The following is a 26,012-nucleotide window of genomic DNA, read 5'->3' on the forward strand; positions in this document are numbered from 1 at the left end:
CAGGCTCGCGGGCGGTCGGTCAGCCGTCGGACGCGCAGGCCCGCCCCGCGTCGGTGACCTGGTAGATCTTGATCCGGCCGAATTTCTGCACCAGCGTGACCTTGTCGCTGGCGTCCAGCAACGCCTGCTTGTAGTTCTTCGTCGCGGCGGGAATGCCGCGCTTGCCGACGACGACGTACTCGACGCCGAACCGGCGTACCTCGCAACCGGCGGGCACCGCACCTTCGCTGCCCACGAGCCAGTTGAAGGCGGCCCAGCGGCGCTCGTAGTCGTCGCCCGCTTCGGTGAGGCCGGGCAGCGGCGGAATGCCGAACAGCAGCGGGTTTTTGTAGTCGGCGTACGCCCAGGACATGAACTCGCGGTGCCGGTCGTAGGCCACCGTCCTGCCGGGTGGGGTGTTCTCGCTGAGCCATTCGTAGGTCTGGACGTAGGAATTGCCGAGCGGAGCCCTGTTGATCATGGCCGTCCGCAGTGGCTTCCAGCTCGACGGCACGGCGCCCAACCCGATGAGCGCGAGCACCAGGACCGTCGCGGCCACCGCGGCCGGCACGGCCGAGTCGCGCAGGCCACGGGCCTTGGCCACCAGCCGCGACACGAGCCACTGGATCGCGATCCCGATGACGACCGCACCGACCACCGTCAGGACGCCGTAGACCGGGAAGATCATCGAACGGACCCGCTCGCGGACGCCGTACCAGAGACCCGCCAGCGTGGCCGCGGCGGTCGATTCGGAACTGGTGGTCCAGATGCCGATGACGGTGAAGACGGCCCCGGCCACGAACCACGGCCGGGCCCAGCGCAGCCGCGGGATGAGCAGGCAGAACGGCGAGACCAGCAGGCAGGCCATTGTGATGACCACGGCGACGCTGATCGGTGACATCGTGAAGACGAAGTCCTTGCTCGGCACCAGCGGATAGCCGAAGAGCGCGTAGCGCTGGGGGTGGGTCACCCAGTACTCGATCGACTTGTCCCACATGTTCGGCAGGGCGGGCTCGTTGGAGGTTCGTTCGCCGTTCGCACCGAGCAGGGCACCCAGCAGCGGCAGCAGCGGCAGCAGCGCGGCGACGACCATGGTGCCGAGGGCGGTGGCGCCGTGACGCAGCTTGAACGGCGCGCGGAGCGCCAGCACCACGCCGATCGTGAGCACCCCGATGAACAGGACGTCGTAGGTGTGCGTCATGACCAGGCCGGCACCGGCGAGCCCGGCCAGCAGCCCCAGCCGTACCGGGTGCGGGCCACGCAGCGCGAGTGCGACCAACAGGGCGATGGCACCCGCCATGGCCGGGGCGGTCTGCTCGTTGATCCGCCCGTTGACCACGGAAACCCACATCGGGCCGATGAAGGCGGGCGCGGTCGCGGCGCAGGCGGCGACGACCGGCCGGGCGCCGAGCGCGCGAGCGGCGCCGTAGACACTGGCCACCAGGGCGAGCGGGCCGAGGATGATGGACCAGGCCGCCATGGCGGTGCTGATGTGGCCGCCCGTGATCTGGACAGCCTGGGCCCAGGAGATGTCGGCGGCCAACGGGTAGAACTTGCAGGAGACCGCCACCTCGTTGACGCCGGATGTGCACGCCGACGTGACCATGACGCTGCCGGTGTCCAGAATGCGGCGGGTCAGGAAGCCGTGGTTCATGGCGTCCCAGCCGGGTGGGGCGACGAGCCGGCCGAGCATCAGCCAGCCGAAGGCGATGGTGATCGCCGACGGGACGGCGACACCGGCCATGTCGACCCAGCGGGGACGGACCGAGGGGAGCGGGCGGAAGCGTGCGCCGAGACTCGGCCGTCCGCCCTCCTCGTCCGCGTTGCTCAACCCTCGCCAGAACAGGCGGGACGCGACGACCGCGGCACCGGCCAGCACCAGCTCCGCGACGAGCACCGCCAGGGCGCTCCGGGGCAGGCCCAGCGTCGGCAACCACGCCATTCCGACCGTGACCAGACCGAGGGTGGTCGCCGGGGCGGCGGCCCACACGGCCCACCGGTAGCGCCCCGGGGGCAGGGCGAAGCCGAGCACCGCCCCGGGCACAAGGGCCACGACGAGGGCGATCAGGGTTGTGAACACGCAGATCCTTCCTTGGGGACGGTAACTCTCCGCGGACACCGCCGTGATCGATTACCCCGTGGGCGGCCGTCACTCGGGCCAGGCGGCCGGCCCAGTATAGGAACCGGCGACCGGCGAGGTTCTATCGAGACCGGACACCGTCCGCGGCCCTCACGACGTTCTCAGGTGGAGCCGATTCGCGCCGACCCGGAGGGGCGGCGATCCGGACCCCGGGGGACTTTTCGCCTGACACTGCGGCACCCGATCAATACCGGCGCGTTCCTTCGCGTTAAGGTCACACCAGCGCGGTAGCGGGGGGCCGCGTGAGCGCCGGTTGTCGTCGCGGGTCAGGTTCAGCGGGTGGGCAGGTGGGCCGCCTCGGCCGACCGGTCCTCCGATGGTGGCTCGGCGAGGGGCTCACCGGCGACGCCCGGCACGCCCACGATCGCAGCAAAGCGGGGGATCCAGGCCGTCACGGCGCCAGTGGTGGCCCGTGGAGTCAGTCGTCGATCTCTTAGGGAGCTAGTCCTTGTTCGGTAAGTTGATGGGACCGGCGGGAGTCGCGGCCCGCGGCGCGCTGCTGCTGCTGGCCTACGTCGTGATGCTCGTCGCCGGTGCGCTCGGCTGGGCCGTCGTTTTCACGGTAGCCGGGCTGGCCGCCCTCGGCGGCGAGTACGCGCTCGCCCGCTGGTCGCCAGCCACGCACACCCTGCTGGAAAAGGTCGGCCTGCGCGGGGACTACCGCCAGCTCACCAGGGACCTCGCGATCGTCCTGCTGGTGGTGGCCACGGTGCGCCCCAGCGTGGGGGAGCTCAGCCTGATCCTGCTGCTGCCGGCCGCGGTCTGGTTGATCTCGGTCTTCGCCGGCGCCCTCGCCACCATGATCGACCGGCGCAACCCGGTCTCGGCGCTGGTCCGCAACATCGACCTCGGGCCGATGCGCTCCGCGCCTCGTCCGCCGGGGTGGGCGGCCTGGCTGGCCGGTGACCGACTGGCCCTGGTCAACGTGGTGCTGGCGCCGGCCGCCGTGGTCGCGGCCGCCCTCGACACCGTCGCGCCGGTGCTGGGCGCGGGAGCGGGGGCGGTGCTCGCCGCCGCCGTCGTCGGTGGGATCGTCGCGCTGACCTGGCTGCGCGGCCGGGGCTCCGGGCAGAGCCCGCTGCTGCCCGCCGTCCAGCGCTGGCTCGACACCCACCGGCCCGAGGTGGCGCTCTACTTCGCCGGTCCGGCCAAGGACGTCTACCAGGCGAACATGTGGCTCGCTCCGACCGAGGCGCTGGAGCAGCGCGCGGTGGTGCTGATGCGTAGCCGGGAGGCGTTCACCGAGCTCGCCGACACCCGACTGCCGGTGATCTGTGTGCCGGCCGGGGTGGACTTCATGAACCTCGAACTGGGCAGCGTACGCACGGCGCTCTACGCGGCGAACGTCGGCGCGAACATCCACATGCTCCGCGAGCCGGGCATGAAGCACGTCTTCGTCGGGCACGGCGACAGCGACAAGGCGGCCAGCGCCAACCCCTACAGCAAGGTGTACGACGAGGTCTGGGTCGCCGGTCTCGCCGGTCGCGAGCGGTACGCCCGGGCGGGCGTGGGCGTGCTCGACACCGACATCGTGGAGATCGGGCGCCCGCAGCTCGCCGGCGTGCACACCTTCGGCGCGGAGTCGGTCGATCGGCCCTTCACCGTGCTCTACGCCCCGACGTGGGAGGGGTGGCTGGACGACGACCCGTACCACACCTCGCTCGTGCTGATGGGGGAGCGGATCATCCAGGGTCTGCTGGCGACGAGGCCCGAGGTGCGCGTCATCTACAAGCCGCACCCGCTGACCGGTTCCCGCTCCAAGGACGCCAAGGCGGTGCACGAGCGGCTGGTGGAACTCATCCGGGGCGCCGGCGGTGACGCCGACGCGACCTCGCTGGACGGTACCCGGCACCTCGTGGTCACCGGCCGGACGCCGGCGCTGTTCGATTGTTTCAACCAGACTGACCTGCTGATCAGCGACGTCTCCAGTGTGGTCTCGGACTTCGTGCAGAGCGAACGGCCGTACGTGGTGGCCAACCCGAGCGGCATGCCGGAGGACGAGTTCCGGCGGGAGTACCCGACCGCCCGGGCGGCGTACCTGCTCTGCCGGGACTGCGGCGAGCTGGAGAAGATCGTCGCCGTGACCCGGGCCGACGACGACCCGATGGTCGAGGCCCGGCGTGAGCTGAAGACCTACCTGCTCGGTCCGGCCGAGGAGAACCCGATGGACCGGTTCCAGGAGGAGATCGCCCGGCTCTGCCGCTGAACGGCCCGACCGACACGAGCGGCGGTGGACGGATGCGTTCCGTCCACCGCCGCTCGTCGTCGGCTCAGCCCTGCCGCTGCGGCGGGTTGTCCACGTCCCGGGAGATGACCTCGCCGCGGTCGTCGACCCAGCCCTTGGGACGGGCCGGGTTGCCAGCGACGAGCTGGTACGGCGCGACGTCCTTGGTCACCACCGAGCCGGCCGCGATCATCGCGTACTCGCCGACCTCGATTCCGCAGACCAGGGTCGCGTTCGCGCCGATCGAGGCGCCCCGGCGCACCATGGTCGGGGTGATCTTCCAGTCCGGATTCTGCGCGCGGGGCCGGAAGTCGTTGGTGAAGACGACGCACGGGCCGACGAAGACCTCGTCCTCCAGGGTCACCCCCTGGTAGACGGAGACGTTGTTCTGAATCTTGACCAGGTCGCCGACCGTGACGCCAGCGTCGACGTACACGTTGCGGCCGATGACGCAGCCGGCGCCCACCTCCGCCGACGACCGGATGTGGGCCAGATGCCAGACCTTCGTGCCGTCGCCGATCCGGGCACCCTCCTCCACGTCGGCGGTGGGGTGGACGAAGACCGAGGGGGACGGGGAAGTGCTTTCAGTCATCCTTCAACTCGCATGGTCGCAGGGCGCGCCGGGGCGCCGTCGGTGACCCGCGTCGGCGTGCGCCGGGACGGCCATCGGCCGCGCGGATCGGGGCTGCCACGCCCGCCCAGGCACGGAGCGTGGGGCCGGGGCGCACGGGACTCGGCGTAGCATAGCGACCGCTCAGGCCAGCAGCGCCGCCACCGCGTCGGCGGCCGGCTGATCAGCCGGAAGCGTCTGCGTCGACACCACCGCGGTCACCGGCAGCGGGCCGTACAGGTGGGGAAAGAGCTGGCCGCCCCGCGAGGGCTCCCAGCGCAGCGCGTCGCCCAGCCGTTCCGGGTCCACGGTCAGCAGGGTGAGCCCGGTGGCGCCGGTGAAGTGTCGTCGGGCCGTCTCCACCACCTGGTCGGCGGCGGATAGGTGGATGAAGCCATCCTGCCGGTCCACCGCCGAGCCGACCAGGTGGCCGACCGCCCGGGCGTCGTCCCACTCCACCGTCGGCAGCAACTTGTAGATCACCGTGGCAGCCTACGTGGGCCGGCAGGCGTTTCGGCCGTACCGCCGCCGACGCCGGTCGCGGCCCGGCATGCTCAGGTGGAGCAGGCGGCGGGAGGGTGACGATGGAGAGCTACGACGAGGACTGGACCGATACCCAGCGCGCGCTGTACGACGAGTGCTACCGGGCTGGCGGCGAGTGGGCCGAGGACCCGGACACCCCGTCCGATGACGTACAGCACGTGATCAACCTGGCCGAGGCGGACGACGACGCCTTCACCGACGCCGAGATCGACTACGCACCCCTGGTCGACGCGGTCACCCAGGCCAGCGGGGTCAACGTCACCAGCGTGCCGGCCCGCCACGACGACCCGGGTTTCCGGGGCTTCGTGGATGGCGTTCGGGACGCCGTCGCCGACGACGTCTTCGGCTTGTAGCCGAGTAGCCCGGGGAGGCGGCCCTCCCGCTCGCGGCAACCTTCTGCCACCATTCGCAGGACGACACTGCGATGGACGGGGGCACGGGTGCGGATCCTGCTGGTGGAGGACGACCGCCGGGTTGCCGCCGCGCTCTCCTCCGCCCTCACCCGCCGCGGGTACGAGGTCGAGCACGCCGCCACCGTCGCCGCCGGGCTCGCCGCCGCCCCGTGCGACCTGGTGCTGCTCGACCTGACCCTGCCCGACGGGGACGGCACCGACCTCTGCCGGGAGCTGCGCCGGCGCAGCAGCCAGCTCGGCATCATCGCGGTGACCGCCCGGGGCGAGGAACGCGACCGGGTGCTCGGCCTTCGCCTCGGCGCTGACGACTACGTCGTCAAGCCGTTCTCGATGGTGGAGTTGCAGGCCCGCATCGAGGCGGTGCTGCGCCGGGCCGCGAACGCCGCTCCGGAACGGCACCTGATCGAGGCCGGCGCGGTGCGCATCGACGTCGCCGCCCGGACGTTGACGGTGGACGGCCGGGAGGTCACGCTGACCCGCAAGGAGTTCGACGTGCTGCTCTCGCTGGCCCGTCAGCCCGGGGTGGCGGTGCCACGCGACCGCATCCTGCTCGACGCCTGGGGCACCACCTGGACCGACCGGCACACCGTCGAGGTGCACGTCGGGTCGTTGCGCGGCAAGCTGGGCGACGCCCGCCTGGTCGAGACCGTACGCGGGGTCGGCTACCGGCTGCGCGATGCGTGAGGGGCCGCCGTGCGCCGTCGACTGGTGATCAGCTATCTGCTGCTGATGGTGCTCGTCCTCATCGCGTTGGAGACCCCGCTGGCCGCCACTCTGGCCAGCCGCGAGACCGAACGGGTACGCGCCGACCGGCTCGCCGACGCCACCCGGTTCGCCTCGCTGGCCGGACCGGTGCTGCGCGGCGGCGGGCCGGGCCCGATCGAGGCGGAGCTGCGCAGCTACGACGAGCTGTACGCGATCGGCGCGGCGGTCGTCGACCGGGAGCGGGGCACCGTGGTCGCCTCGACGAGTTGGCGTCCGGCCACGGGGACCAGAACGGCGCTGGACATCGCGCTGTCCGGGCAGCAGACCAGCGCCCCCGAGTCGGTCCTGCCGTGGACGGCCGGCGCGGTGGTGGTGGCGGTGCCGATCAACGACGGCGGCGAGGTCCTCGGTGCGGTGGTGATCGTGACCCCGGCCGACCCGATCCGCCGGACCGTCACCGCCTGGTGGCTGCTGCTCGCCCTGGCCGGCCTGCTCGCGGTGCTGGCCTGCGTGCTCACCGCGTTCGGCCTGGCCGGCTGGGTGCTGCGCCCGGTCACCGAGCTGGACGCGGTCACCCACGAGATCGCCGAGGGCGACCGGAAGGCGCGCGTGCTGCACCGGCTCGGCCCGCCGGAGCTACGCCGGCTCGCAGCGAGCTTCAATCACATGGCCGACGTGGTGTCCGACGTGATGGACCGGCAGCGGGCGTTCGTCGCGCACGCCAGCCACCAGCTGCGCAACCCGCTCACCGCGCTGCGGCTGCGGGTGGAGGAGCTCGGCCCCAGCCTGACCGACCCGGACGGGCGCTCCGAGCACCGGCTGGCCCTGGAGGAGACCGACCGGCTGGCCCTGGTGCTGGACGCGCTGCTCACCCTGGCCCGTGCCGAACGTGAGGAGAACGAGCGGGTCACCGTGGACGCCGCCGCGGTGGCCGCGTCCCGGGTGGCCTTCTGGGCGCCGCTCGCCCGGCACCGGTCGGTCGCGCTGCGGCTCGTCACGACCGACGCCCCGGCGTACGTCCAGACCGTGCCGACCGCCGTCGACCAGGCACTGGACGCGTTGATCGACAACGCGGTGAAGTTCAGTGGCGCCGGTGGGGCGGTGACGGTGACCGTGGCCAGCCGCGACCACGGGGTGAACCTGGAGGTGCGCGACACCGGTCCGGGTATGACCGAGAGCCAGCTCGGCCAGGCCACCGAACGGTTCTGGCGGGCACCGGACGCGCAGAACGTGGACGGCGCCGGGCTCGGCCTGACCATCGCCGCGGTGCTGGTGGACGCCTCCGACGGTCGGCTCACCATGCGCCGGGGGGAGCCGCGTGGGCTGGTCGCCGGCCTGTGGTTCCCGACGCCTCAGCCGGTCCCCGTGGCGGAGTCGCCGGACGAGGAACCGGCTGTCGACCTACGCTCCACCCTGGCCCGTTAGCGGGCCGGGTGTCAGGGCTTGGCCGCCCGGTACCAGGCGGCGGCCCCGGGGTGCAGCGGCAGCGGCGGCGTGGCGATCGCCGAGCGGGGGCTCATCCGCCCCGCCGCCGGATGCGCGGCGCCCAGCTCGGCCCGGCGCTCCATCAGCAGCCGGGTCACCTCCCGGACCAACCGCTCCGGGAGGGCGGCCTGGACTATCAGGTAGTTCGGGTTGGCCACCGTGGTCACCGGGTCCACGCCGTACACCGAGCGGGGAATGTCCCGGGAGACGTAGACCTCGCTGTAGCGGGCGCGCAGCGGCTCCGTCCACTCGCCGAGGTCCACGATCCGGGTGGCGCTGCGCCCGGCCAGCTCCTTGATGCCCCGCACCGGCAGCCCGCCGGAGAAGAAGAAGGCGTCGATCCGCCCGGCCCGCAGCGCGATCACCGAGTCGTCCAGCCCGAGCCGCTCCTGGCGTACCTCGTCAGCGAGCTGGGCCACCTCCAGCAGCCGGGTCGCGGTGATCTCGGTGCCGGATCCGGGCGCGCCGACGGAGACCCGCCGCCCGCGCAGGTCGGCGACCGTGCGGACCGGCCCGCCGCCGGTGGTCACCAGGTGCAGTTGGTCGTCGTAGACCCGGGCGACCGCGTCGACCGTCGGACTGTCCGTCGTGGTGGTGGGCAGCACGTCGGCCTGGGTGAAGCCCAGCTCGGCCTCGCCGGAGCCGACCAGCCGGACGTTCTCCGCCGAGGCGGCGGTGACGATGACGCTGGCCTGCACGCCGGGCAGCTCCCGGTTGAGGATGGCTGCCAGGGACTGCCCGAAGGCGTAGTAGACGGCGGTGGGGCTGCCCGTGGCGATGCGGATCCGCAGCGGCTCGGCCAGGCCGTCCCGGCAGCTGGCCGCCCCGGTCAGCGTCGCGGCCAGCAGCAGCGTCAGCAGCGCCGCCGTCCCCGGACGGCGGCGACCGGGCCAGCTGGGCGAGGTACGACTCACGCGGTGCACTGTGCGCCGTCGGGCCGGTGCGCGCAAGCCCGTTCGACCGGCCGCCGATGCCGGCCGCGCCCGGGTCAGCAGGCGGGGCGGCTCTCCGGCTGCGGTGCCGCGGTGCCGGCCGGCTCCATAGCTGCGGTGCGGGCCGGTTCCATGGCCGCGCTGCGCAGGATCCGTGCCCGGTCCGGCCCGTCGGCGACGCTGACCAGGAAACAGCCGGTGCCGGGACGGAGCAGGGCCGGCACGTCGAGCACGGCCGCGCCACGGATCAGCACCGCCGCCAGCTCCCGGTCGGTGAGCCGCACGCCGAGGATGTGCCGGCGGACATGCCGCCCGCCGGCCAGCAGCGCCGAACGCCAGGCCGCCGCGGCGAGCCGGGACACCCATCGCCGGCGTGCCGGCGAGGCACCGGGCAGCGGTCCGCCGAGCAGCTCCCGACGACCCTGCCACCAACCGGCGTCGAGCACCCGGGCGTACCTCCCACGGTGTTCCCGGGGCACCCAGAGCCGGTGCAGCTCGTAGCGGCGGCGCAGGCCGCCGACGGCCACCTCGTGGGTCACCGGGATGTCCAGTCGGCCGAGCAACTGCCGCATCCGCTGGGCGGCGTCCTCCCGGTTGAACTCCACTCCCGGCGCGGGCGGCGGGAGCGCCGCCGACAGCCGCCTGACGGTCGGCCGTGGCGTGCAGCGCAGCAGGCAGGCGGCCTCGAACGCGTCGCCCAGGGTCAGCCAGTCCAGCGGGGGTGGCGTCGCCGGGGAGCGGGGCCGATCGAGCAGGGCGGGTTCGCGGGCCAACGGAGGAGCTCCCTTGTCGGAGTCTTGGTTCCCCTACCGTGGCCCCTGACCCGCCGTTGTGGAACCGGTCCCGCCCAGCCTTGAGGAAATCTTGCGGGTGCCCGCCTAGAGGTCGGTGACCACCAGATCCACCTGCCGAGCCCGACCGGGGGCGGCCGCCTGCTCCACGACAGTGTGCTTCAGGTCGCGCAGCGTGCCGATCAGCTCCGCGGCGGTACGCGGCCGCGCCCCGGCGACCAGCAGGTCACGGACCAACCGCCCCTTGGTCGCCTTGTTGAAATGGCTCACCACCGAACGGACCGGCACCCCGTCGACCTCCCGCTCGTGCAGCACCCGCAGGGTCACCGTCCGCTCGGCAAGCTCCCCGCGCGGCGTCCAGGTGGTCGCGTACGCGCCGGAGCGCAGGTCGAGCACCGGCCCGGAGCCCGCCGCGGCCGACAGCACCGGCGCCAGCACCGGCCGCCAGTACGCCGACAGCGCCCCCACACCGGGCAGGCGGGCGCCGATCGGGCAGCGGTACGGCGGGATCCGGTCGGCGAGCCGCACCGCGCCCCACAGACCGGAGCTGATCAGGATCGTCCGGCGGGCCGTCCGCAGCGCCGCCGCCGGCAACGAGGCCAGGTCCAGCGCCTCGTAGAGCACCCCGGTGTAGACCTGCGCGGCCGGCGCGGTGGCCGCCACCCGCAGCCGTGCGTTGCGGCGCAGTTCGCCGCGCTGGCCCTCGGTGAGCCCGAGCGCGGCCAGCGCCGCCGCCTCGTCCGGCCCGGCGCTCAACGCCACGAGCGCGTCGAGCACCCGCTCCCGGGCCGGGTTCAGCTCGGGCAGCGCGAGCCGGTCCGGGGACCATCGTCGACCGGTGCCGGCGTCGGCCTTCCCCTCCGAGGGCGGCAGCAGAATGAACATCGGGTCCGCTTCCTTGTCAATGCTCATTGCTGAGCACGTCGGATGATTCGCTCTCCGCCCGGCGTGCCGGGCTGGAGTCCGGGAGCGGCAGTCTGCTCCGGTGGCAATCGGCCCGTGCCTGCACGATCTGCCTCACCGCGCGATGCGGGGTGTGCAGGGTGATGTCGGGATCACCATGTCGTCGCAGGACGTTGACCGCGGCGTTCACGTCGGCCTGCCACACCACCCCGCACGACGTGCAGTGAAGCCGGTCCCCGGCGCGGCGGCCGAAGCAGCCGCAGCGGTGACAGACTTGTGAGGTGTAGGCGGCGTTGACGTGCACGAGCGCAGAACCTCTGCGCTCCGACACATTCTTCAGCGCCTGCGCGGTGACCCCCTTGGTCCACGCAGCGAGACGCCGGTTGGTGTTCTTGCCCAGCGGCGTGCGCCCGGCGAACGTCTTGGTCAGCTCCTCGGCCACCACGACGGCGGCCTTGTCCACTACCCGGTGCACGGCGGTGAAGATCTCCGTGCGCACCCGCGCCTGGTGGCGGGCGGCCTGCCGATCACGCTTAATCGTGCCGAGGTTGTTGGCCGCGATCCGGTCAGCCTTCGCCTGGTCGCCGCGCCGGGCGGCTGTATTGGCGACCGAGCGCAGTTTCGCCCGGCGGCGGTTGCGTTCCTTGATCCGATCGGATTCGGCGCTCAGCAGATGACCGAGACCGTCACCGTGGTGGTTGCCATCGGAATCGGTCAGCACCTCGGTGTAACCCTTGTCCACACCCAGCGTCGCCGTGCCGGATGGACGCTGGGAGGTCTTCATTCCTGCGGCATCGATCTGGTAGTGGATCTCCACCCGGCCATCACGCAGGATCAGCCGCAGCGTGCCCGTCGGGACGACGGTGGTGTTCAGCGGGATGCGGACCATCTGGCGCCGAACGAGACCGGGTACGGCCAGCCACAATCGCCCGCCCTTGTCAGCCCGGGTGTGGTGCTGGTCCGCGCGCACCACTATCTGGTTGTGGGTGCGGTTGTGCCCGCGCCGCCAGTGTGAGCGCATCTGCCGGGACAGGTACGGGTCGTCGGCCCACCGGTCAGCCTTGAGCAGGCTGAACAGCCGTTTCTGCTCTGCCCGGTCGCCGGTGTGGTGGCGGATGGCTCGGCGCACCTGCACCTTGGCCGATTCGCGGGTCGCGGCGATGTCGGCCATCGCGTCGCGGACGGTTTCCTTCCACGCGTTGGCCAACACCCCGAACCGGTGGTGGATGCCCTCGGACAACCATCGGTCGCGAACCTGCCGGTCCTTCAACCTAGCCCCGCCCGCCGACCCGTACCGCTGCCACACCTCGCCGCGGACCCGACCCAGCCGCCGCGCCTGCTCGGCCAGCGCGCGGTATTTTCCCGCGTTGAGGCGGTGTGAGTAGGCGATTCGGGTCGTCTTCACGACGACGCCTCGGTCAAGTCCGCTGCCTTGAGCTGCTTCTCGTAGCGCCGCAGGCCATACAGGCGGCAGGAGAAGGTACGCACGATAGCCAGCAGGTCCTGCACCATCTCCTCTCGCGGCGACAGCGACTCCTGGTTGGCGACGAGGATTTCGCAGCCTGCGGTCTCGGCCTCGTGAGCAAGGTAGTCATAGCCGAACCGGGCAAGCCGGTCCTTGTGCGCGATGACCAAAGTTGCCACTCGCCCGGCTTTGACGTCGGCCATGACGGCGAGCATCTTCGGGCGAGTCAGGTTCATTCCGCCGCCGACTTCCCGCACCCACTCATCCACTGCCAAACCGCGAGCGAGGCAGAACGCCTCCATGGCTTCGACCTGGCAGGCGAGGTCGGCGCGCTGCCCGGCGGAGGAAACGCGGCAGTAGACGACGATCTTGCGGTCGTCACGGGCGAAACCGGGGGCAAGGACGGCGGCCACGTCGGATTCGTCGAAGTAGCGCTGACCAGACGGGGAGCGGCGGACAGTGATCTTGCCTTCCGCCTCCCAGCGCCGGACGGTCGACGGTGACCGCCCGACGCGCTTGGCGAAGTCGCCAATCCGGTAAACGCTACTCACGACGAGAAACTTTAGGCAGCTTTGCCCAAGGGAGCAAGCCTAGAGTCACCGCTTCTCGACGGGCGGTACGGCGGCGCCCAGCGCGGCGGCCCGGCCAGCGTACGACCCGCGGCTACCGCCAGGGCCGGACCGGGGTGTCGGGGTGGTACACGCGATAGCCGCCGACCTCGTGGACCGGTGCGGCGTCGGGGCGGTCGGCGAGCAGCCGGCGCAGCCTCCGGTCCATCGGCGAGTCGGCCTCCACCACATAGCCCGGTCGTTCGGCCCGGCCGACCTGTCGCCAGTACGGCAGGTAGCGGTTCTGCCCGGGGGACAGGTCGCCGTCGAGCACAGCGCAGACCACCGTCTCGTCGGTGTTGAAGATCAGCCGGTTGCAGGTCCAGTAGTCCCCGTACACCTCGTGGGGGCCGTCGGCACGCAGCGCGCCGGCCAGCTCCCGGGCATGGCGCTCCTCGGTCCGCGACGCTCCGACGCCGGTGGTCACGAAGAGCACGGTGATCACCAGCGTGGTCGCGGTCAGCGCGGCCAGCACGGCGGTCGCCAGCGCGCCGGTGAGCCGGCCGAGCGCGCCGACCGTGCCCCGCCAGCAGGCGACGGCGGCCACCCAGAGCGGCCAGAGCACCGCCGGCAGGGACAGTTGCAGCACCGACAGGTAGCGGGCGTTGTCCAGCGGGCTGGTCGCGGCGAGCGGGGTGCGCACGTACGACAGCAGGGTCAACGCGGCGCCGACGACCAGCGCGAGCAGCACCACCGGCCGGGCCCGCTCCCCGCGGGACCCCCGGGCGGCCTGGCGGTACGCGAGCACCGCGAGCACCCCGGCGACCACCAGCAGCACCGGATAGAGCAGCCCGAACCACTGCTGCCAGCGACCGCAGCCGTCCACCGGGCAGAGCCCGTGCGCCAGCGGCACCCCCTCCAGCAGGCCGCCCCGGATCCGCTCGGACCACGGCGGCAACGGACCCGCCTTGGTGCTGACCTCCCGGAACACCGACAGCGAGTCCGCACCCGGGGGCGCTCGTAGGTTGTCGTAGATCATCGGCGCCACCCCGACCACGAAGCCCGCCACCAGCAGCAGGCCGGACCAGCCGAGAAGCTCCCGCCGTACCGCCCACACCAGGGCCAGGCCGGCCACCGCCAGGTACGGCAGGATCAGCCAGTCCGACCAGGCGGCCAGCCCGACGAGCAGGCCGAACAGGGCGACGGCGAGCCGTCGGCGGTGAACCGTGCCGGCCGCCAGCCCCACCGTGATCAGCAGCATCAGCAGCACCGCGGGCTTCACCTCGGGCCGTCCGCCGACGACGGTGAGCTGGTCACGCACCACCCGCTCCGGTCCGAGGGCCAGCAGGCCGACGACGAAGGCGGCGAACCACGGCGCGCAGAGCCGACGGGTCAGCCGGTGGATCAGGTAGAGGAAGACGGCGTACAACGCGAGCATCGGCAGCCGCAGCACCGGCCAGCTCGGCCCGGTCAGCGCGACCAGGGGAGCGGCGAGGTACGACTCCAGCATTCCCATGTAGTGCTGGCCGTAGAGGAAGACCGGTCGTTCGCTGCCCTGCCCGATGTGCAGGGCGGCGAGACCGAACGTGGCCTCGTCGCTGTTGGACACCGGCACGGTGTAGAGCGTCAGGACCAGCCGATACCCGACGCCGGCCAGCCCGAACAGCAGCGCGACGAGCGCCGGCCGGTCGAGTCGCGGGCGCCATCGCCCGCGGTGCTGCTCTGGATTCGACACGACCACGCCCCCGTCGTCGTCCCGACCGGAGTGTTTCACGGACGGCGGGCCGGCCGCTGTGGTTCGCAGGACGCGGCGTCGGCTCGCATGGCCGTGGCCGTCCACGTGTGGCAGGGTTGGCGGGTGCCACCCACTCCCGCCGGCCAGCTGGCCGTTCCGAACCTGCACCGGGCCGCGCGGATCGAGGACGCCGTGCACCAGCTCGTGGAGCGTCGGCTGCGGCGCACCGGCTGGCGGGTCAACATCATCGCGTACACCGGCTACGGCTCACCGGGCTGGGTGCGGGTCATGTGCCGGGTGCTGCTGGGTCGTCCCGACACCCGCCAGCGGGGCCGGCTGGACACGGTCCGCGGGTGGCGCAGCTTCACCACCTTGCCCGCCAAGCACGTCACGGTGACGATCGAAGCTGGTGGGGTGTGCTGCGAGGCGCGGGCCGACCGCAGCGGCTTCGTCGACACGCTCGTCGAGGCCGATCTGCCGCCCGGGTGGGGCACGGTCCGGCTCAGCGTGCCGGACGCGGAGCCGGTCGACGCGCCGGTGCGCATCCTCGACCCGGAGGTCCGGTTCGGCATCCTCTCCGACATCGACGACACGGTGATGGTGACCGCGTTGCCCCGGCCGCTGCTGGCCGCGTGGAACACCTTCGTGCTCGACGAGCACGCCCGGGCCGCCGTGCCCGGCATGGCGGTGCTCTACGAGCGGCTGGTCACCGCGCACCCGGGCGCGCCGGTCTTCTACCTCTCAACCGGCGCGTGGAACGTCGCGCCGACGCTGACCCGGTTCCTGTCCCGGCACCTCTACCCGGCCGGGCCGCTGCTGCTCACCGACTGGGGTCCGACCGCGGACCGCTGGTTCCGCAGTGGCCGGGAGCACAAGCGGGTCACCCTGGCCCGGCTGGCGCGGGAGTTCCCCGAGGTGCGCTGGCTGCTGGTCGGCGACGACGGCCAGCACGACCAGGAGATCTACCGGGAGTTCGCCGCCGCCCACCCGGAGAACGTCGCCGGGGTGGCGATCCGCCGGCTCTCCCCGACCCAGTCGGTGCTGGCCGGTAGCCTGCCGGCGCCGGCGGGTCGCCCGTCCTCGGGGCCGGTGGGGCAGAAGTGGCTCTCCGCACCGGACGGCGCCGGCCTGTGGTCGCTGCTACGCGACGCCGGCCTGGTCTGACGCTAGCCCTGGCGGAGCCAGACGACGCCGAGCGGGGGGATCTGGAGGGCGGCGGAGGCCACCATGCCGTGCCAGGGCACGTCCTCGGCGTGCACCTCGCCCAGGTTGCCCACCCCGGAGCCGCCGTAGTGCTGCGCGTCGGTGTTGAGCACCTCGGCCCAGGCGCCGCCGGCCGGCAGGCCGATCCGGTAGTCGTGCAGTGGCTGGGCGGAGAAGTTCGCCACGCAGACCAGCGTCGAGCCGTCCGGGGCGATCCGGATGAACGACACGGTGTTGTTGGCGACGTCGTCGCCGGCGATCCAACGGAAGCCGGCCGGCTCGGTGTCCTGCGCCCAGAGCGCCGGGGTGTCCCGGTAGATCCGGTTGAGGTCGCCGACCAGGCGCTGCACGCCGGCCCGGGCCGGGTCGTGCAGCAGGTACCAGTCGAGGCCGCGCTCCTCGCTCCACTCCCGGTCGTCGGCCAGTTCCGAGCCCATGAAGAGCAGCTGCTTGCCCGGGTGCGCCCACATGTACGCCAGCAGCGCCCGGACGTTGGCCAGCCGTTGCCAGGTGTCGCCGGGCATCTTGCCGGCGAGTGAGCCCTTGCCGTGCACCACCTCGTCGTGGCTGATCGGCAGGACGTAGTTCTCGCTCCAGGCGTACGCCAGGGAGAAGGTGAGCTGGTGGTGGTGGTGCTGGCGGTAGATCGGGTCCTTCGAGGTGTAGAGCAGGGTGTCGTGCATCCAGCCCATGTTCCACTTGAACCCGAAACCCAGCCCGCCCTCGGCGGTGGCGCGGGTGACGCCCGGCCAGGCGGTGGACTCCTCGGCGATCAGCACCACCCCGGCGTGGTGCTTGTAGACGGTCGCGTTCACCTCCTGCATGAACGCGATGGCCTCCAGGTTCTCCCGGCCGCCGTACTGGTTGGGGGCCCACTCGCCGTCCTTGCGGGAGTAGTCCAGGTAGAGCATCGAGGCGACGGCGTCCACCCGGAGCCCGTCGACATGGAACTGGTCGCACCAGTAGAGCGCGTTGGCGACCAGGAAGTTGCGGACCTCGCGGCGGCCGAAGTCGAAGACGTACGTGCCCCAGTCGGGGTGCTCGCCGCGCCGCGGGTCGGGGTGCTCGTAGAGCGGGGTGCCGTCGAAACGCGCGAGGGCCCACTCGTCCTTGGGGAAGTGCGCGGGCACCCAGTCCAGGATCACGCCGACGCCGGCGGCGTGCAACTGGTCGACGAGGTGCCGGAACTCGTCCGGGTCGCCGAACCGGGAGGTCGGTGCGTAGTAACCGGTCACCTGGTAGCCCCAGGAACCGCCGAACGGGTGCTCCATCACCGGCAGGAACTCCACGTGGGTGAAGCCCAGCTCGGTGACGTACGCGGTGAGCTGCTCGGCCAGCTCGCGGTAGCCCAGCCCGGGCCGCCACGAGCCGAGGTGCACCTCGTAGACGCTCATCGGCTCCTGGTGCGGCTGCCGCTCGGCCCGCCGGGCCAGCCAGTCGGCGTCGGACCACCGGTACGTCGAGTGGTGCACCACCGAGGCGGTGGCGGGCGGCACCTCGGCGTACGCCGCGAGGGGGTCGGCCTTGTCCCGCCACTGCCCGTCGGCGCCGAGGACCCGGTACTTGTAGCGGGCCCCGACCCGGGCGTTGGGGACGAACAGCTCCCACACCCCGCTGGAGCCGAGCGAGCGCATCGGCCAGCCGTCGTCCGGCGACCAGCCGGTGAAGTCGCCGACCACCCGCACGCCGTGGGCGTTGGGCGCCCAGACGGTGAACGCCACCCCCTCGTCGAAGACCCGGGCGCCGAGCGCCTCCCACAGCCGCTCGTGCCGGCCCTCACCGATCAGGTGCAGGTCCAGCTCGCCGAGAGTCGGCCGGTATCGGTACGGATCGTCGTGGGTCGCCCCGTCGACCTCCACCCGGTAGTCGAGGACCTCGCCGGGCAGCACCGCCTCGAACACGCCCGCGTCGTGCACCCGCTTCATCGGGTGCCGGTCACCGCCGACCAGGACGGCGGCGTCGCCCGCGCCCCGGCGCAGCGTGCGGATGGTGGTCCGCCCGTCGGCGGGGTGCGCGCCGAGCAGCGCGTGCGGGTCGTGCGTCACGCCGGTGATCAGCTGGTCCATCGGGCGTCCTTCGAGGCGGGAGCGGTCGGCGCGGTGCCGCTGGAGAGGTCGGCGGGGACGTCCGCGACCGTGAGCGTGGCCGGGACCGTGGCGACGGGCGCCGGTGCGCCGGGCGGGGTGGGGCGGCGCACGGTCAGCACGTGTGCCGGTTGCAGGTACGGGTCGAGCCGCACCGCGTTGCGCTGACCCCAGTCGTAGCTGGTGCCGGTGAGCTCGTCGTGCACGGTGAACCGCTCGTGCCAGTCGAACCCGAGCGACGGCATGTCCAGCGTGGTGTTGCCCCACTGCACGGCACGCGGGTCGAACGAGCAGATCACGATGACAGTGTCGCCGGTCTCCGGTTCGTGTTTGGACCAGCAGAGCAGCGCCGGGTTGTCGATCTCGTGGAAGCGCAGGTTGCGCAGCTGGTGCAGGGCCCGGTTGTCCCGGCGTACCCGGTTGAGGGTGGCGATGAACGGGGCCAGCGAGCGGCCCTGCGCCTCGGCGCCGGCCCAGTCCCGGGGGCGCAGCTCGTACTTCTCGTTGTCCAGGTATTCCTCGGCGCCGCGGCGGGCCACGTGCTCGAACAGCTCGAAGCCGGCGTACATGCCCCAGGAGGGGGAGAGCAGCGCGGCCAGCACCGCCCGGATCTTGAACATCGGCGGGCCGCCGTGCTGCAACGACTCGTGCAGGATGTCCGGGGTGTTGGGCCAGAAGTTGGGTCGCATGTAGTCGGCCGCCGCGAGCAGTTCCTCGCAGTACTCCCGCATCTCCGCCGCCGTCGTGCGCCAGGTGAAGTAGGTGTACGACTGGGTGAAGCCGATCTTGCCGAGGCCGTGCATGATGGCCGGCCGGGTGAACGCCTCGGCCAGGAACAGCACGTCCGGGTCGACCTTCTTCACCTCGGCAATGAGCCAGTGCCAGAAGTCGAAGGGCTTGGTGTGCGGGTTGTCCACCCGGAAGATCCGGACACCCTCGCCGACCCAGTGCAGCACCACCCGCAGCACCTCGGCCCGGATGCCCTCCGGATCGTTGTCGAAGTTCACCGGGTAGATGTCCTGGTACTTCTTCGGCGGGTTCTCCGCGTACGCGATGCTGCCGTCGGCCCGGGTGGTGAACCACTCCGGGTGCTCGCTGACCCACGGGTGGTCCGGCGCGCACTGCAACGCCAGGTCCATCGCCACCTCCAGGCCCTGGGCCGCCGCGGCCTCGATGAAGGCCCGGAAGTCTGCCGGCGTACCCAGGTCGGGGTGGATGGCGTCGTGGCCGCCCTCGGCGGCGCCGATCGCCCACGGCGAGCCCACGTCGTCCGGCCCGGCGGTGAGCGCGTTGTTGGGGCCCTTGCGGTTGACCCGGCCGTTCGGGTGGATCGGCGGCAGGTAGAGCACGTCGAAGCCCATCGCCGCGACGCCCGGCAGCCGCTCCGTGGCGGTGGCGAAGGTGCCAGAGCGCGCCCCCACCGCTCCCTCCGAGCGCGGGAAGAACTCGTACCAGGCGGAGAAGAGCGCACGCTGCCGGTCCACCCAGAGGGAGTACGTGTCACCCTCGGTGACCAGCTCCCGTACCGGATGCTCCCAGAGCAGGTCGGCCAGGGCCAGCGCAGGGTCGACCCGCTGCGGCAGCGGCAGGTCGGTGTCGACCAGCGCCGTGAGAGCCGTGGCGACCCGGGCCCGCTCGGCGGCCGGCACCAGCTCGCGGGCGGCGGTGAGCACCCGGGCGCCCTCGGCCAGGTCGTTGGCCAGCTCGGCCGGCCCCTGCCCGGCGGCCATCTTCTTGGTCACCGCGTTCTGCCAGGTCAGGTACGGATCCTGGAACGCCTCGACGGTGAAGACCCAGGCGCCGACCGTGTCCGGGCGGATGGTGGCGTGCCAGCGGTCCTGACCCGGCTCGCCGGGGCGCATCCGGGTGAACGGCCGCGCCGCACCGTCCGGGCCGAGCCATACCACGTTGCAGCCGAGGGCGTCGTGGCCCTCCCGGTAGGCGCGGGCCGACACCGGGATCGGTTCGTCGACCACTGCCTTGGCCGGGTAGCGACCGCAGGCGACGGCGGGGGAGACGTCTTCGATCGGGAACCGTCCAGTCACCCCGCCAACCTACTGTGCGAGATCCTCTCGCGCGCGGCAAGCAACTGACGTTGGCGAGCTATGCGTGACCGAGGGGCAGGCGTCATGGGTGATGCCCGACTGCAAGTATCGCGTATCATATGTGACACGTGACAGGAGGTCGGGTATGAGGTTGAATAGCAAGGGCCAGGTCACCATCCCGGCGGCCTTGCGGGCCCAGTACAACCTGCACGAGGGCGATGAGGTGGATGTGGTTGAGGAGGGCGGCGCTCTCCGCATCGTGCGGGTCCACGGCGCCGACACCCGGGGGCAGCGCCTCGTGCGCCACATGCGAGGCCGGGGTAGCGCCAAGGAGACCGAGCACATGTCCACCGAGGAGTTGATGGAGTTGCTGCGTGGCGAGTGACCGGCTCCGCGCCCTGCCGTCGCGTTCGCCGGATGCGGCGACGACCCTGGTCGACACCAATGTGCTGCTGGACATCCTGACCGATGACCCGAAGTGGGCGGAGTGGTCGGGAGTTGCCCTCGCCGAGGCTCGTGACGCCGGCAACCTGGTGATCAATCCGATCGTGTACGCCGAGGTGTCAGTCCGTTTCGCCGGTATCGAAGAGCTGGACGAGGCGTTGCCCGCGGGGGACTTCCTTCGCGAGGAGCTTCCGTACCCGGCGGGCTTCCTTGCCGGTAAGGCCTACGCGCGGTACCGCAAGTTAGGCGGCATGAAGCGATCGCCTGTCGCCGACTTCTACATCGGTGCGCATGCGGCGGTGTGCCGGTACAACCTCCTGACCCGTGATGGGGCGCGATACCGCACGTACTTCCCGACCCTGACGCTGATCACGCCGACCGACTGACTGCTGCTCAGTCGTCGTCCAGCCGCCCGCTGTCAAGATCCGCGCACTTTCGAGGAAACTGCTTACCTCACCGAGCGGTACACGTCGAGCGTCTGCCGGGCGACGGCGTCCCAGGAGAAGTGCTTCACTGCGCGCTGCCGGCCGGCCTTGCCGAATCGCGCGGTGCGGGCCGGGTCGGCCAGCAGCGTGTTGACCGCCGCCGCCAGGTCGGCGACGAACTTCTCCGGGGCCAGCGGCCGGCCGGACCCGTCGGCGGCCTGCTCGATCGGCACCAGCAGGCCCGTCTCACCGTCAGCCACCACCTCGGGGATGCCACCGGTGGCGGTCGCCACCACCGCAGTCTCGCAGGCCATCGCCTCCAGGTTGACGATGCCCATCGGCTCGTACACCGACGGGCAGACGAAGACGGTGGCGTGGGTGAGCACCTGGATCACCTCGGGCTTGGGCAGCATCTCGGCCACCCAGACCACCCCGGAGCGGTTGGCCCGCAGCTCGGCGGCCAGCTCCTCCACCTCGGCGGCGATCTCCGCAGTGTCCGGAGCGCCGGCGAGCAGCACGAGCTGGGTGTCCGCCGGCAGCTCCCGGGCGGCCCGCAGCAGGTAGGGCAGCCCCTTCTGGCGGGTGATCCTTCCGACGTACACCACGCTGGGTCGGGCCGGGTCGATGCCGAGCCGCTCCAGCACGTCGGTGCCCCGGTCCGGGGCGTACTGGATGGTGTCAATGCCGTTGTAGACCACCCGGACCCGGTCCGGGTCGACCTGCGGGTAGGCGGCCAGCACGTCGCGGCGCATCCCACCGCTGACCGCGATCACCGCGTCGGCGGCCTCCACCGCCGTGCGCTCGCACCAGGAGGAGAGCGCGTAGCCGCCGCCGAGCTGCTCGGCCTTCCACGGCCGCAGCGGCTCCAGGCTGTGCGCGGTCATCACGTGCGGCACCCCGTGCAGCAGCTTCGCGGTGTGTCCGGCCAGGTTGGCGTACCAGGTGTGGCTGTGCACCACGTCGGTGCCGGCCGCGCCGGCGGCCATCTCCAGGTCCACGCCCATGGTGCGCAGCGCGGCGTTCGCGCCGGTGAGGCCGGGCGGTTCGGCGTACGCGGTGACCGCCGGCTCGGTGCGCTGCAGACCGAAGCAGTGCACCCGCACGTCGGCGAGGCGGCGCAACTCCCGGGCCAGGTACTCGACGTGCACGCCGGCGCCGCCGTAGACCTCCGGCGGGTACTCACGGGTCAGTAGATCGACGCGCAGGGAGCCGGTGGCCGGGGAGGAGTCGGTCATGTGCGCACCCTAGTGCAGAAGACTCCCCGTACGAGTGGTGAAGTGCGACGCGGGTGGATAGCGTCGGGGCATGGCTGCCAAGGTGCTCGCGATCGTCCTGGCGGGTGGGGAGGGCAAGCGCCTGATGCCGCTCACCACGGACCGGGCCAAGCCGGCCGTCCCGTTCGGCGGGATGTACCGCATGGTCGACTTCGTCCTCTCCAACCTGGCCAACGCCGGCTATCTCAAGATCGTCGTGCTGACCCAGTACAAGTCTCACTCCCTCGACCGGCACATCACCAAGACCTGGCGGATGTCCACGCTGCTCGGCAACTACGTCACCCCGGTACCCGCGCAGCAGCGTCGCGGCCCCTGGTGGTTCGCCGGCTCCGCCGACGCCATCTACCAGAGCTTCAACCTGATCAACGACGAGCAGCCTGACTACGTGATCGTCTTCGGCGCCGACCACATCTACCGGATGGACCCGCGGCAGATGGTGGAGGACCACATCGCCTCCGGCGCCGCGGTGACCGTCGCCGGCATCCGCCAGCCGCTGTCGATGGCCGACCAGTTCGGCGTCATCGAGGTCGGCGAGGACGGTCGGCGCATCCGGGCGTTCCGCGAGAAGCCCACCGACGCGGTCGGCCTGGCGGACGCACCGGACGAGATCTACGCGTCGATGGGCAACTACGTCTTCACCACCCGGGCGCTCTGTGAGGCGGTCGAGCGCGACGCGGAGGACAAGACCAGCAAGCACGACATGGGCGGCAGCATCATCCCGATGCTCGTCGAGCGGGGCGAGGCCAACGTCTACGACTTCCGGGACAACGAGGTGCCGGGCACCACCGACCGGGACCGCGGTTACTGGCGGGACGTCGGGACGCTCGACTCGTTCTACGACGCGCACATGGATCTGATCAACGTGCACCCGGTGTTCAACATGTACAACTTCGACTGGCCGATCTACACGGAGCAGCCGCCGTGGCCGCCGGCGAAGTTCGTGCACCAGTGGGGCGAGCGGGTCGGCCGCGCGGTCGGCTCGATGGTCTCCCCGGGCGTGGTGATCTCCGGCTCGCTGGTGGAAAACTCGATCGTCTCGCCGAAGGTGCGGGTGCACTCCTGGACGCACGTCGAGGGCTCGGTGCTGATGGAGGGTGTCGAGATCGGCCGGCACGCGGTGATCCGACGAGCCATCCTGGACAAGAACGTGTTCGTCCCGGAGGGCGCCGAGATCGGCGTCGACCTGGAGAAGGACCGGCAGCGCTACACCGTCTCCGACAACGGCATCGTGGTGATCGGCAAGGGCCAGAAGGTCGAGCTGTGATCCCTGCCGGCCCGTCGTCCGTCGCAGTACCGAGGAGGTAGACCCCCGTGCCCCATCCCCGTGCCGGCCAGCCCGCCGAGGCCGCCGACCTGGTCGACGTGCCGCGCCTGGTGACCGCCTACTACGCCGAGCACCCGGACCCGGCGGACCCGGCGCAGCAGGTCTCCTTCGGCACCTCCGGCCACCGGGGTTCCAGCCTGCGCAACGCGTTCAACTCCGACCACATCCTGGCGGTCACCCAGGCGCTCTGCGACTACCGACGGGAGCACGGCCCGGACGGCCCGCTCTTCCTCGCCCGGGACACGCACGCGCTCTCCGCGCCGGCCGCGGTGGACGCCCTGGAGGTGCTCGCCGCCAACGGGGTCACCGTGCTGGTGGACAGCCGCGATGGCTACACCCCCACCCCGGCGCTGTCGCACGCGATCCTCACCCACAACCGGGGGCGCACCAGCGGGCTCGCCGACGGCATCGTCATCACCCCGTCGCACAACCCGCCCGACGACGGCGGCTTCAAGTACAACCCCACCAACGGCGGGCCGGCCGACACCGACGTCACCCGGTGGATCCAGGACCGGGCCAACGCGATCCTGGCCGCCGGGCTCAAGGAGGTCCGCCGGATCACCTACGCCCGGGCCCGGGCCGCTGACACCACCGGGGAGTACGACTTCCTCGCCAGCTACGTCGACGACCTGCCGACGGCGATCGACGTCGACGCCATCCGCGACGCCGGGGTGCGGATCGGCGCGGATCCGCTGGGCGGGGCGAGCGTGGCGTACTGGGGTGAGATCGCCGAGCGGCACCGGCTGGACCTGACCGTGATCAACCCGACGGTCGACCCGACCTGGCGGTTCATGACCCTGGACGGAGACGGCAAGATCCGAATGGACTGCTCCTCGCCGAACGCCATGGCGTCGCTGATCGCCGCCCGCGCCAACTACCAGATCTCCACCGGCAACGACGCTGACGCCGACCGGCACGGCATCGTCACCCCGGACGCCGGCCTGATGAACCCCAACCACTACCTGGCGGTGGCGATCAACCACCTGTTCCGCACCCGACCCGACTGGGGTCCGGCCGCCGCGGTGGGCAAGACCCTGGTCTCCTCGTCGATGATCGACCGGGTCGCCGCCGACCTCGGTCGGCCGCTGTTGGAGGTGCCGGTCGGCTTCAAGTGGTTCGTGCCCGGGCTGCTGGACGGTGCGGTCGGCTTCGGCGGGGAGGAGAGCGCGGGCGCGTCGTTCCTGCGCCGCGACGGCTCCACCTGGACCACCGACAAGGACGGCATCCTGCTCTGCCTGCTCGCCGCCGAGATCCTGGGCAGCACCGGGCGCAGCCCGAGCGAGCACTGGGCGGAGCTGGCCGAGCGGTTCGGCGCGCCCTCGTACGCCCGGATCGACGCCCCGGCCACCCGGGAGCAGAAGGCCGTGCTGGGCAAGCTCTCCCCGGAGCAGGTAACCGCCACCGAACTGGCCGGCGAGCCGATCACCGCGACGCTGACCAGCGCGCCCGGCAACGGTGCGCCGATCGGCGGGCTCAAGGTCAGCACGCAGTCCGGCTGGTTCGCCGCCCGGCCGTCCGGCACCGAGGACGTCTACAAGATCTACGCCGAGTCGTTCCAGGGGCCGGAGCACCTGGCGCGCATTCAGCAGGAGGCCAAAAACCTGGTAGACGGGGTGCTCAACCAGTCCTGACCCCACCCAGGCCCACCCCCCCACCCCCTCCGCGTTGATCATGAAGTTATCGCCGCGACACGCCGTGCCGGGCGGCAATAACTTCATGGTCAACTGGGTGGGCGGGGTCGGTCAGCAGGGTGGGGGGCGATCCTGCTGGTGATGCTGGAGCTCCTCGGGCAGCAGCTCGCGGAGCTGCTCGGGCAGGAACGGCAGGTCGAGCAGGCTCATCTTCAACTGGTTGCGTTCCTGGTAGCGCAGCGGGTCGAGGCGGACCACCAGGCCGGCGTTGCGGCGGTAACTGATGTCGATGGTCCCCTCGGTCGCCGCGTCCCGGAACACCAACCCGTCCATCTCCACGGCGACCGCCGCCGAGTTGGGTTCCAGCTCCAGTCGGATCTTCTCCCCTGGAGAGAGCACCACCGATCGGGAGATGCCGGCCATCGGCGCCGACGGCGTCACCACCACCACGTCCGCCGCCGGGGAGATCAGCGGTCCGCCGGCGGCGTAGCTGTATGCCGTGGAGCCGATCGGCGTGCTGACCACCACGGCGTCGCAGCGGTAGTAGCCGTACTGCTGGCCGTCGATCCCGAGGGTGGCGGTGATGAAGCCGGAGCCGGGCTGACGGACCAGGGCGATGTCGTTGAACGCCACGACGTCGTCGCCGCACACGTCGCAGGCCAGGCAGGCGTGCGACTCGACGGTGAAGTCCTTCGACAGCAACCGGCTCAACGCCTCGGGCAGCTCCGGCGGTTCGACCTCGACCAGAAAGCCGAGCTTGCCCAGGTGCACGCCGAGCACCGGTTTCGGGTCGAGGATGGCGGAACGCAGCGCTCCCAGCATGGTGCCGTCACCACCGATGCTGATCAACGCGTCGGCGCGGACGGCCACCGCGTCCGCCGGCACCGGCTCGACGCTGGCCGGCACACGGTGCTGGTCTTCCTCGCGCACCATCAGCGACTTGTGGTGGCGCGACGCCCACCGTTCGATGATCTCGACCACCTCGGAGACATCCCGGGTGGGGTGCAGCACCAGACCCAGCCCCGACATCCGTACAGCTCATCACATCGGCGTCGGATACGCCCGGCGTACCCCGAAGGTGCGCCGGCGGTCCGGGGACCGCCGGCGCA

23 protein-coding genes are annotated in these 26,012 nt (G+C 71.8%); 9 read left to right on the forward strand and 14 right to left on the reverse strand.

What is annotated here, in order from left to right:
• Positions 1-19: 19 nt before the first annotated feature.
• Together ACFYPS_RS24750 and ACFYPS_RS24755 are read right to left on the reverse strand one after the other, a co-directional pair.
• A complete protein-coding gene (locus ACFYPS_RS24750; RefSeq protein ID WP_354965944.1) occupies positions 20-2,059 on the reverse strand; it encodes a DUF6541 family protein in 2,040 nt (679 codons plus the stop codon).
• 332 nt (positions 2,060-2,391) lie between these two features.
• A complete protein-coding gene (locus ACFYPS_RS24755) occupies positions 2,392-2,514 on the reverse strand; it encodes a hypothetical protein (protein WP_354965943.1) in 123 nt (40 codons plus the stop codon).
• A 53-nt stretch (positions 2,515-2,567) separates the two neighbouring features.
• Between ACFYPS_RS24755 and ACFYPS_RS24760 the strand changes: the two genes are divergently transcribed.
• Entirely contained in the window at positions 2,568-4,325 is a 1,758-nt protein-coding gene (locus tag ACFYPS_RS24760; protein WP_387327200.1) for a CDP-glycerol glycerophosphotransferase family protein, read from the forward strand.
• A 64-nt stretch (positions 4,326-4,389) separates the two neighbouring features.
• On the opposite strand, the gene ACFYPS_RS24765 is transcribed toward ACFYPS_RS24760, so the two are convergent.
• Both ACFYPS_RS24765 and ACFYPS_RS24770 read right to left on the reverse strand, forming a co-directional pair.
• The gene (locus ACFYPS_RS24765; protein ID WP_387327202.1) at positions 4,390-4,935 is read right to left on the reverse strand and encodes an acyltransferase; all 546 of its coding nucleotides are present in this window, start codon (positions 4,933-4,935) and stop codon (positions 4,390-4,392) included.
• Positions 4,936-5,097: 162 nt separating this feature from the next.
• The gene (locus ACFYPS_RS24770; RefSeq protein WP_354965940.1) at positions 5,098-5,436 is read right to left on the reverse strand and encodes a DUF952 domain-containing protein; all 339 of its coding nucleotides are present in this window, start codon (positions 5,434-5,436) and stop codon (positions 5,098-5,100) included.
• A gap of 101 nt (positions 5,437-5,537) precedes the next feature.
• Between ACFYPS_RS24770 and ACFYPS_RS24775 the strand changes: the two genes are divergently transcribed.
• The 3 genes from ACFYPS_RS24775 to ACFYPS_RS24785 all read left to right on the forward strand — a co-directional run bounded on the left by ACFYPS_RS24775 (position 5,538) and on the right by ACFYPS_RS24785 (position 8,039).
• Entirely contained in the window at positions 5,538-5,849 is a 312-nt protein-coding gene (locus ACFYPS_RS24775; RefSeq protein WP_354965939.1) for a hypothetical protein, read from the forward strand.
• An 87-nt stretch (positions 5,850-5,936) separates the two neighbouring features.
• Positions 5,937-6,593 carry a response regulator transcription factor gene (locus tag ACFYPS_RS24780; protein ID WP_354965938.1) on the forward strand — a complete coding sequence of 219 codons (657 nt, stop codon included), beginning with the start codon at positions 5,937-5,939 and terminating at the stop codon, positions 6,591-6,593.
• Between the two features lie 9 nt (positions 6,594-6,602).
• Positions 6,603-8,039: a HAMP domain-containing sensor histidine kinase gene (locus tag ACFYPS_RS24785; protein WP_354965937.1), complete on the forward strand. Its 1,437-nt coding sequence runs from the start codon at positions 6,603-6,605 to the stop codon at positions 8,037-8,039.
• Between the two features lie 11 nt (positions 8,040-8,050).
• Here the strand turns inward: ACFYPS_RS24785 and ACFYPS_RS24790 are convergent, their stop codons facing one another.
• From ACFYPS_RS24790 to ACFYPS_RS24815, 6 genes are all read right to left on the reverse strand, one after another.
• Entirely contained in the window at positions 8,051-9,013 is a 963-nt protein-coding gene (locus ACFYPS_RS24790; RefSeq protein WP_354965936.1) for a TAXI family TRAP transporter solute-binding subunit, read from the reverse strand.
• A gap of 74 nt (positions 9,014-9,087) precedes the next feature.
• On the reverse strand, positions 9,088-9,804 hold the full coding sequence (locus ACFYPS_RS24795; protein ID WP_354965935.1) for a hypothetical protein: 717 nt from the start codon (positions 9,802-9,804) through the stop codon (positions 9,088-9,090).
• Between the two features lie 105 nt (positions 9,805-9,909).
• Complete coding sequence (gene yaaA, locus ACFYPS_RS24800; protein WP_354966125.1) at positions 9,910-10,707, reverse strand: peroxide stress protein YaaA; 798 nt, start codon at positions 10,705-10,707, stop codon at positions 9,910-9,912.
• A gap of 16 nt (positions 10,708-10,723) precedes the next feature.
• On the reverse strand, positions 10,724-12,130 hold the full coding sequence (locus tag ACFYPS_RS24805) for an RNA-guided endonuclease TnpB family protein (RefSeq protein WP_387327207.1): 1,407 nt from the start codon (positions 12,128-12,130) through the stop codon (positions 10,724-10,726).
• Complete coding sequence (locus ACFYPS_RS24810; RefSeq protein ID WP_354965933.1) at positions 12,127-12,741, reverse strand: IS607 family transposase; 615 nt, start codon at positions 12,739-12,741, stop codon at positions 12,127-12,129. The genes ACFYPS_RS24805 and ACFYPS_RS24810 overlap by 4 nt, the downstream gene beginning before the upstream one ends.
• Positions 12,742-12,853: 112 nt before the next feature.
• Positions 12,854-14,479, reverse strand: a complete 1,626-nt coding sequence (locus ACFYPS_RS24815; RefSeq protein WP_387327229.1) for an ArnT family glycosyltransferase — start codon at positions 14,477-14,479, stop codon at positions 12,854-12,856.
• 117 nt (positions 14,480-14,596) lie between these two features.
• Between ACFYPS_RS24815 and ACFYPS_RS24820 the strand changes: the two genes are divergently transcribed.
• Complete coding sequence (locus ACFYPS_RS24820; protein ID WP_387327210.1) at positions 14,597-15,637, forward strand: App1 family protein; 1,041 nt, start codon at positions 14,597-14,599, stop codon at positions 15,635-15,637.
• A 2-nt stretch (positions 15,638-15,639) separates the two neighbouring features.
• On the opposite strand, the gene glgB is transcribed toward ACFYPS_RS24820, so the two are convergent.
• Positions 15,640-17,742 carry a 1,4-alpha-glucan branching protein GlgB gene (gene glgB, locus ACFYPS_RS24825; protein ID WP_387327213.1) on the reverse strand — a complete coding sequence of 701 codons (2,103 nt, stop codon included), beginning with the start codon at positions 17,740-17,742 and terminating at the stop codon, positions 15,640-15,642.
• The gene (locus ACFYPS_RS24830; protein ID WP_354965929.1) at positions 17,730-19,805 is read right to left on the reverse strand and encodes a maltotransferase domain-containing protein; all 2,076 of its coding nucleotides are present in this window, start codon (positions 19,803-19,805) and stop codon (positions 17,730-17,732) included. Before ACFYPS_RS24830 ends, glgB begins: the two co-directional genes overlap by 13 nt.
• Before the next feature lie 145 nt (positions 19,806-19,950).
• Here ACFYPS_RS24830 and ACFYPS_RS24835 point away from each other — a divergent pair, with 145 nt between their 5' ends.
• Positions 19,951-20,190, forward strand: coding sequence for an AbrB/MazE/SpoVT family DNA-binding domain-containing protein (locus ACFYPS_RS24835; RefSeq protein ID WP_328425678.1), 240 nt, complete (start codon positions 19,951-19,953; stop codon positions 20,188-20,190).
• A complete protein-coding gene (locus ACFYPS_RS24840; protein ID WP_354965928.1) occupies positions 20,180-20,635 on the forward strand; it encodes a type II toxin-antitoxin system VapC family toxin in 456 nt (151 codons plus the stop codon). The genes ACFYPS_RS24835 and ACFYPS_RS24840 overlap by 11 nt, the downstream gene beginning before the upstream one ends.
• A gap of 62 nt (positions 20,636-20,697) precedes the next feature.
• Here the strand turns inward: ACFYPS_RS24840 and glgA are convergent, their stop codons facing one another.
• On the reverse strand, positions 20,698-21,909 hold the full coding sequence (gene glgA, locus ACFYPS_RS24845) for a glycogen synthase (RefSeq protein ID WP_387327217.1): 1,212 nt from the start codon (positions 21,907-21,909) through the stop codon (positions 20,698-20,700).
• Between the two features lie 70 nt (positions 21,910-21,979).
• On the opposite strand from glgA, the gene glgC reads away from it, so the two are divergent.
• Both glgC and pgm read left to right on the forward strand, forming a co-directional pair.
• Entirely contained in the window at positions 21,980-23,212 is a 1,233-nt protein-coding gene (gene glgC, locus ACFYPS_RS24850) for a glucose-1-phosphate adenylyltransferase (RefSeq protein WP_354965926.1), read from the forward strand.
• Positions 23,213-23,259: 47 nt separating this feature from the next.
• On the forward strand, positions 23,260-24,903 hold the full coding sequence (pgm, locus tag ACFYPS_RS24855) for a phosphoglucomutase (alpha-D-glucose-1,6-bisphosphate-dependent) (RefSeq protein WP_354965925.1): 1,644 nt from the start codon (positions 23,260-23,262) through the stop codon (positions 24,901-24,903).
• Positions 24,904-25,014: 111 nt separating this feature from the next.
• Here the strand turns inward: pgm and ACFYPS_RS24860 are convergent, their stop codons facing one another.
• Positions 25,015-25,932: an NAD(+)/NADH kinase gene (locus ACFYPS_RS24860; protein ID WP_354965924.1), complete on the reverse strand. Its 918-nt coding sequence runs from the start codon at positions 25,930-25,932 to the stop codon at positions 25,015-25,017.
• Positions 25,933-26,012: the final 80 nt, after the last annotated feature.

It is taken from the genome of Micromonospora sp. NPDC005087, from assembly GCF_042872965.1.
Classification (GTDB): Bacteria; Actinomycetota; Actinomycetes; order Mycobacteriales; family Micromonosporaceae; genus Micromonospora.

What these genes read in the sequence shown, in the direction of transcription:
- ACFYPS_RS24765 (WP_387327202.1), bottom strand. Translation starts at nt 4,935, where the DNA reads ATGACTGAAAGCACTTCCCCGTCCCCCTCGGTCTTCGTCCACCCCACC.
- ACFYPS_RS24775 (WP_354965939.1), top strand. Translation starts at nt 5,538, where the DNA reads ATGGAGAGCTACGACGAGGACTGGACCGATACCCAGCGCGCGCTGTAC.
- yaaA (WP_354966125.1), bottom strand. Translation starts at nt 10,707, where the DNA reads ATGTTCATTCTGCTGCCGCCCTCGGAGGGGAAGGCCGACGCCGGCACC.
- glgB (WP_387327213.1), bottom strand. Translation starts at nt 17,742, where the DNA reads ATGGACCAGCTGATCACCGGCGTGACGCACGACCCGCACGCGCTGCTC.
- ACFYPS_RS24835 (WP_328425678.1), top strand. Translation starts at nt 19,951, where the DNA reads ATGAGGTTGAATAGCAAGGGCCAGGTCACCATCCCGGCGGCCTTGCGG.
- glgA (WP_387327217.1), bottom strand. Translation starts at nt 21,909, where the DNA reads ATGACCGACTCCTCCCCGGCCACCGGCTCCCTGCGCGTCGATCTACTG.
- glgC (WP_354965926.1), top strand. Translation starts at nt 21,980, where the DNA reads ATGGCTGCCAAGGTGCTCGCGATCGTCCTGGCGGGTGGGGAGGGCAAG.
- ACFYPS_RS24860 (WP_354965924.1), bottom strand. Translation starts at nt 25,932, where the DNA reads ATGTCGGGGCTGGGTCTGGTGCTGCACCCCACCCGGGATGTCTCCGAG.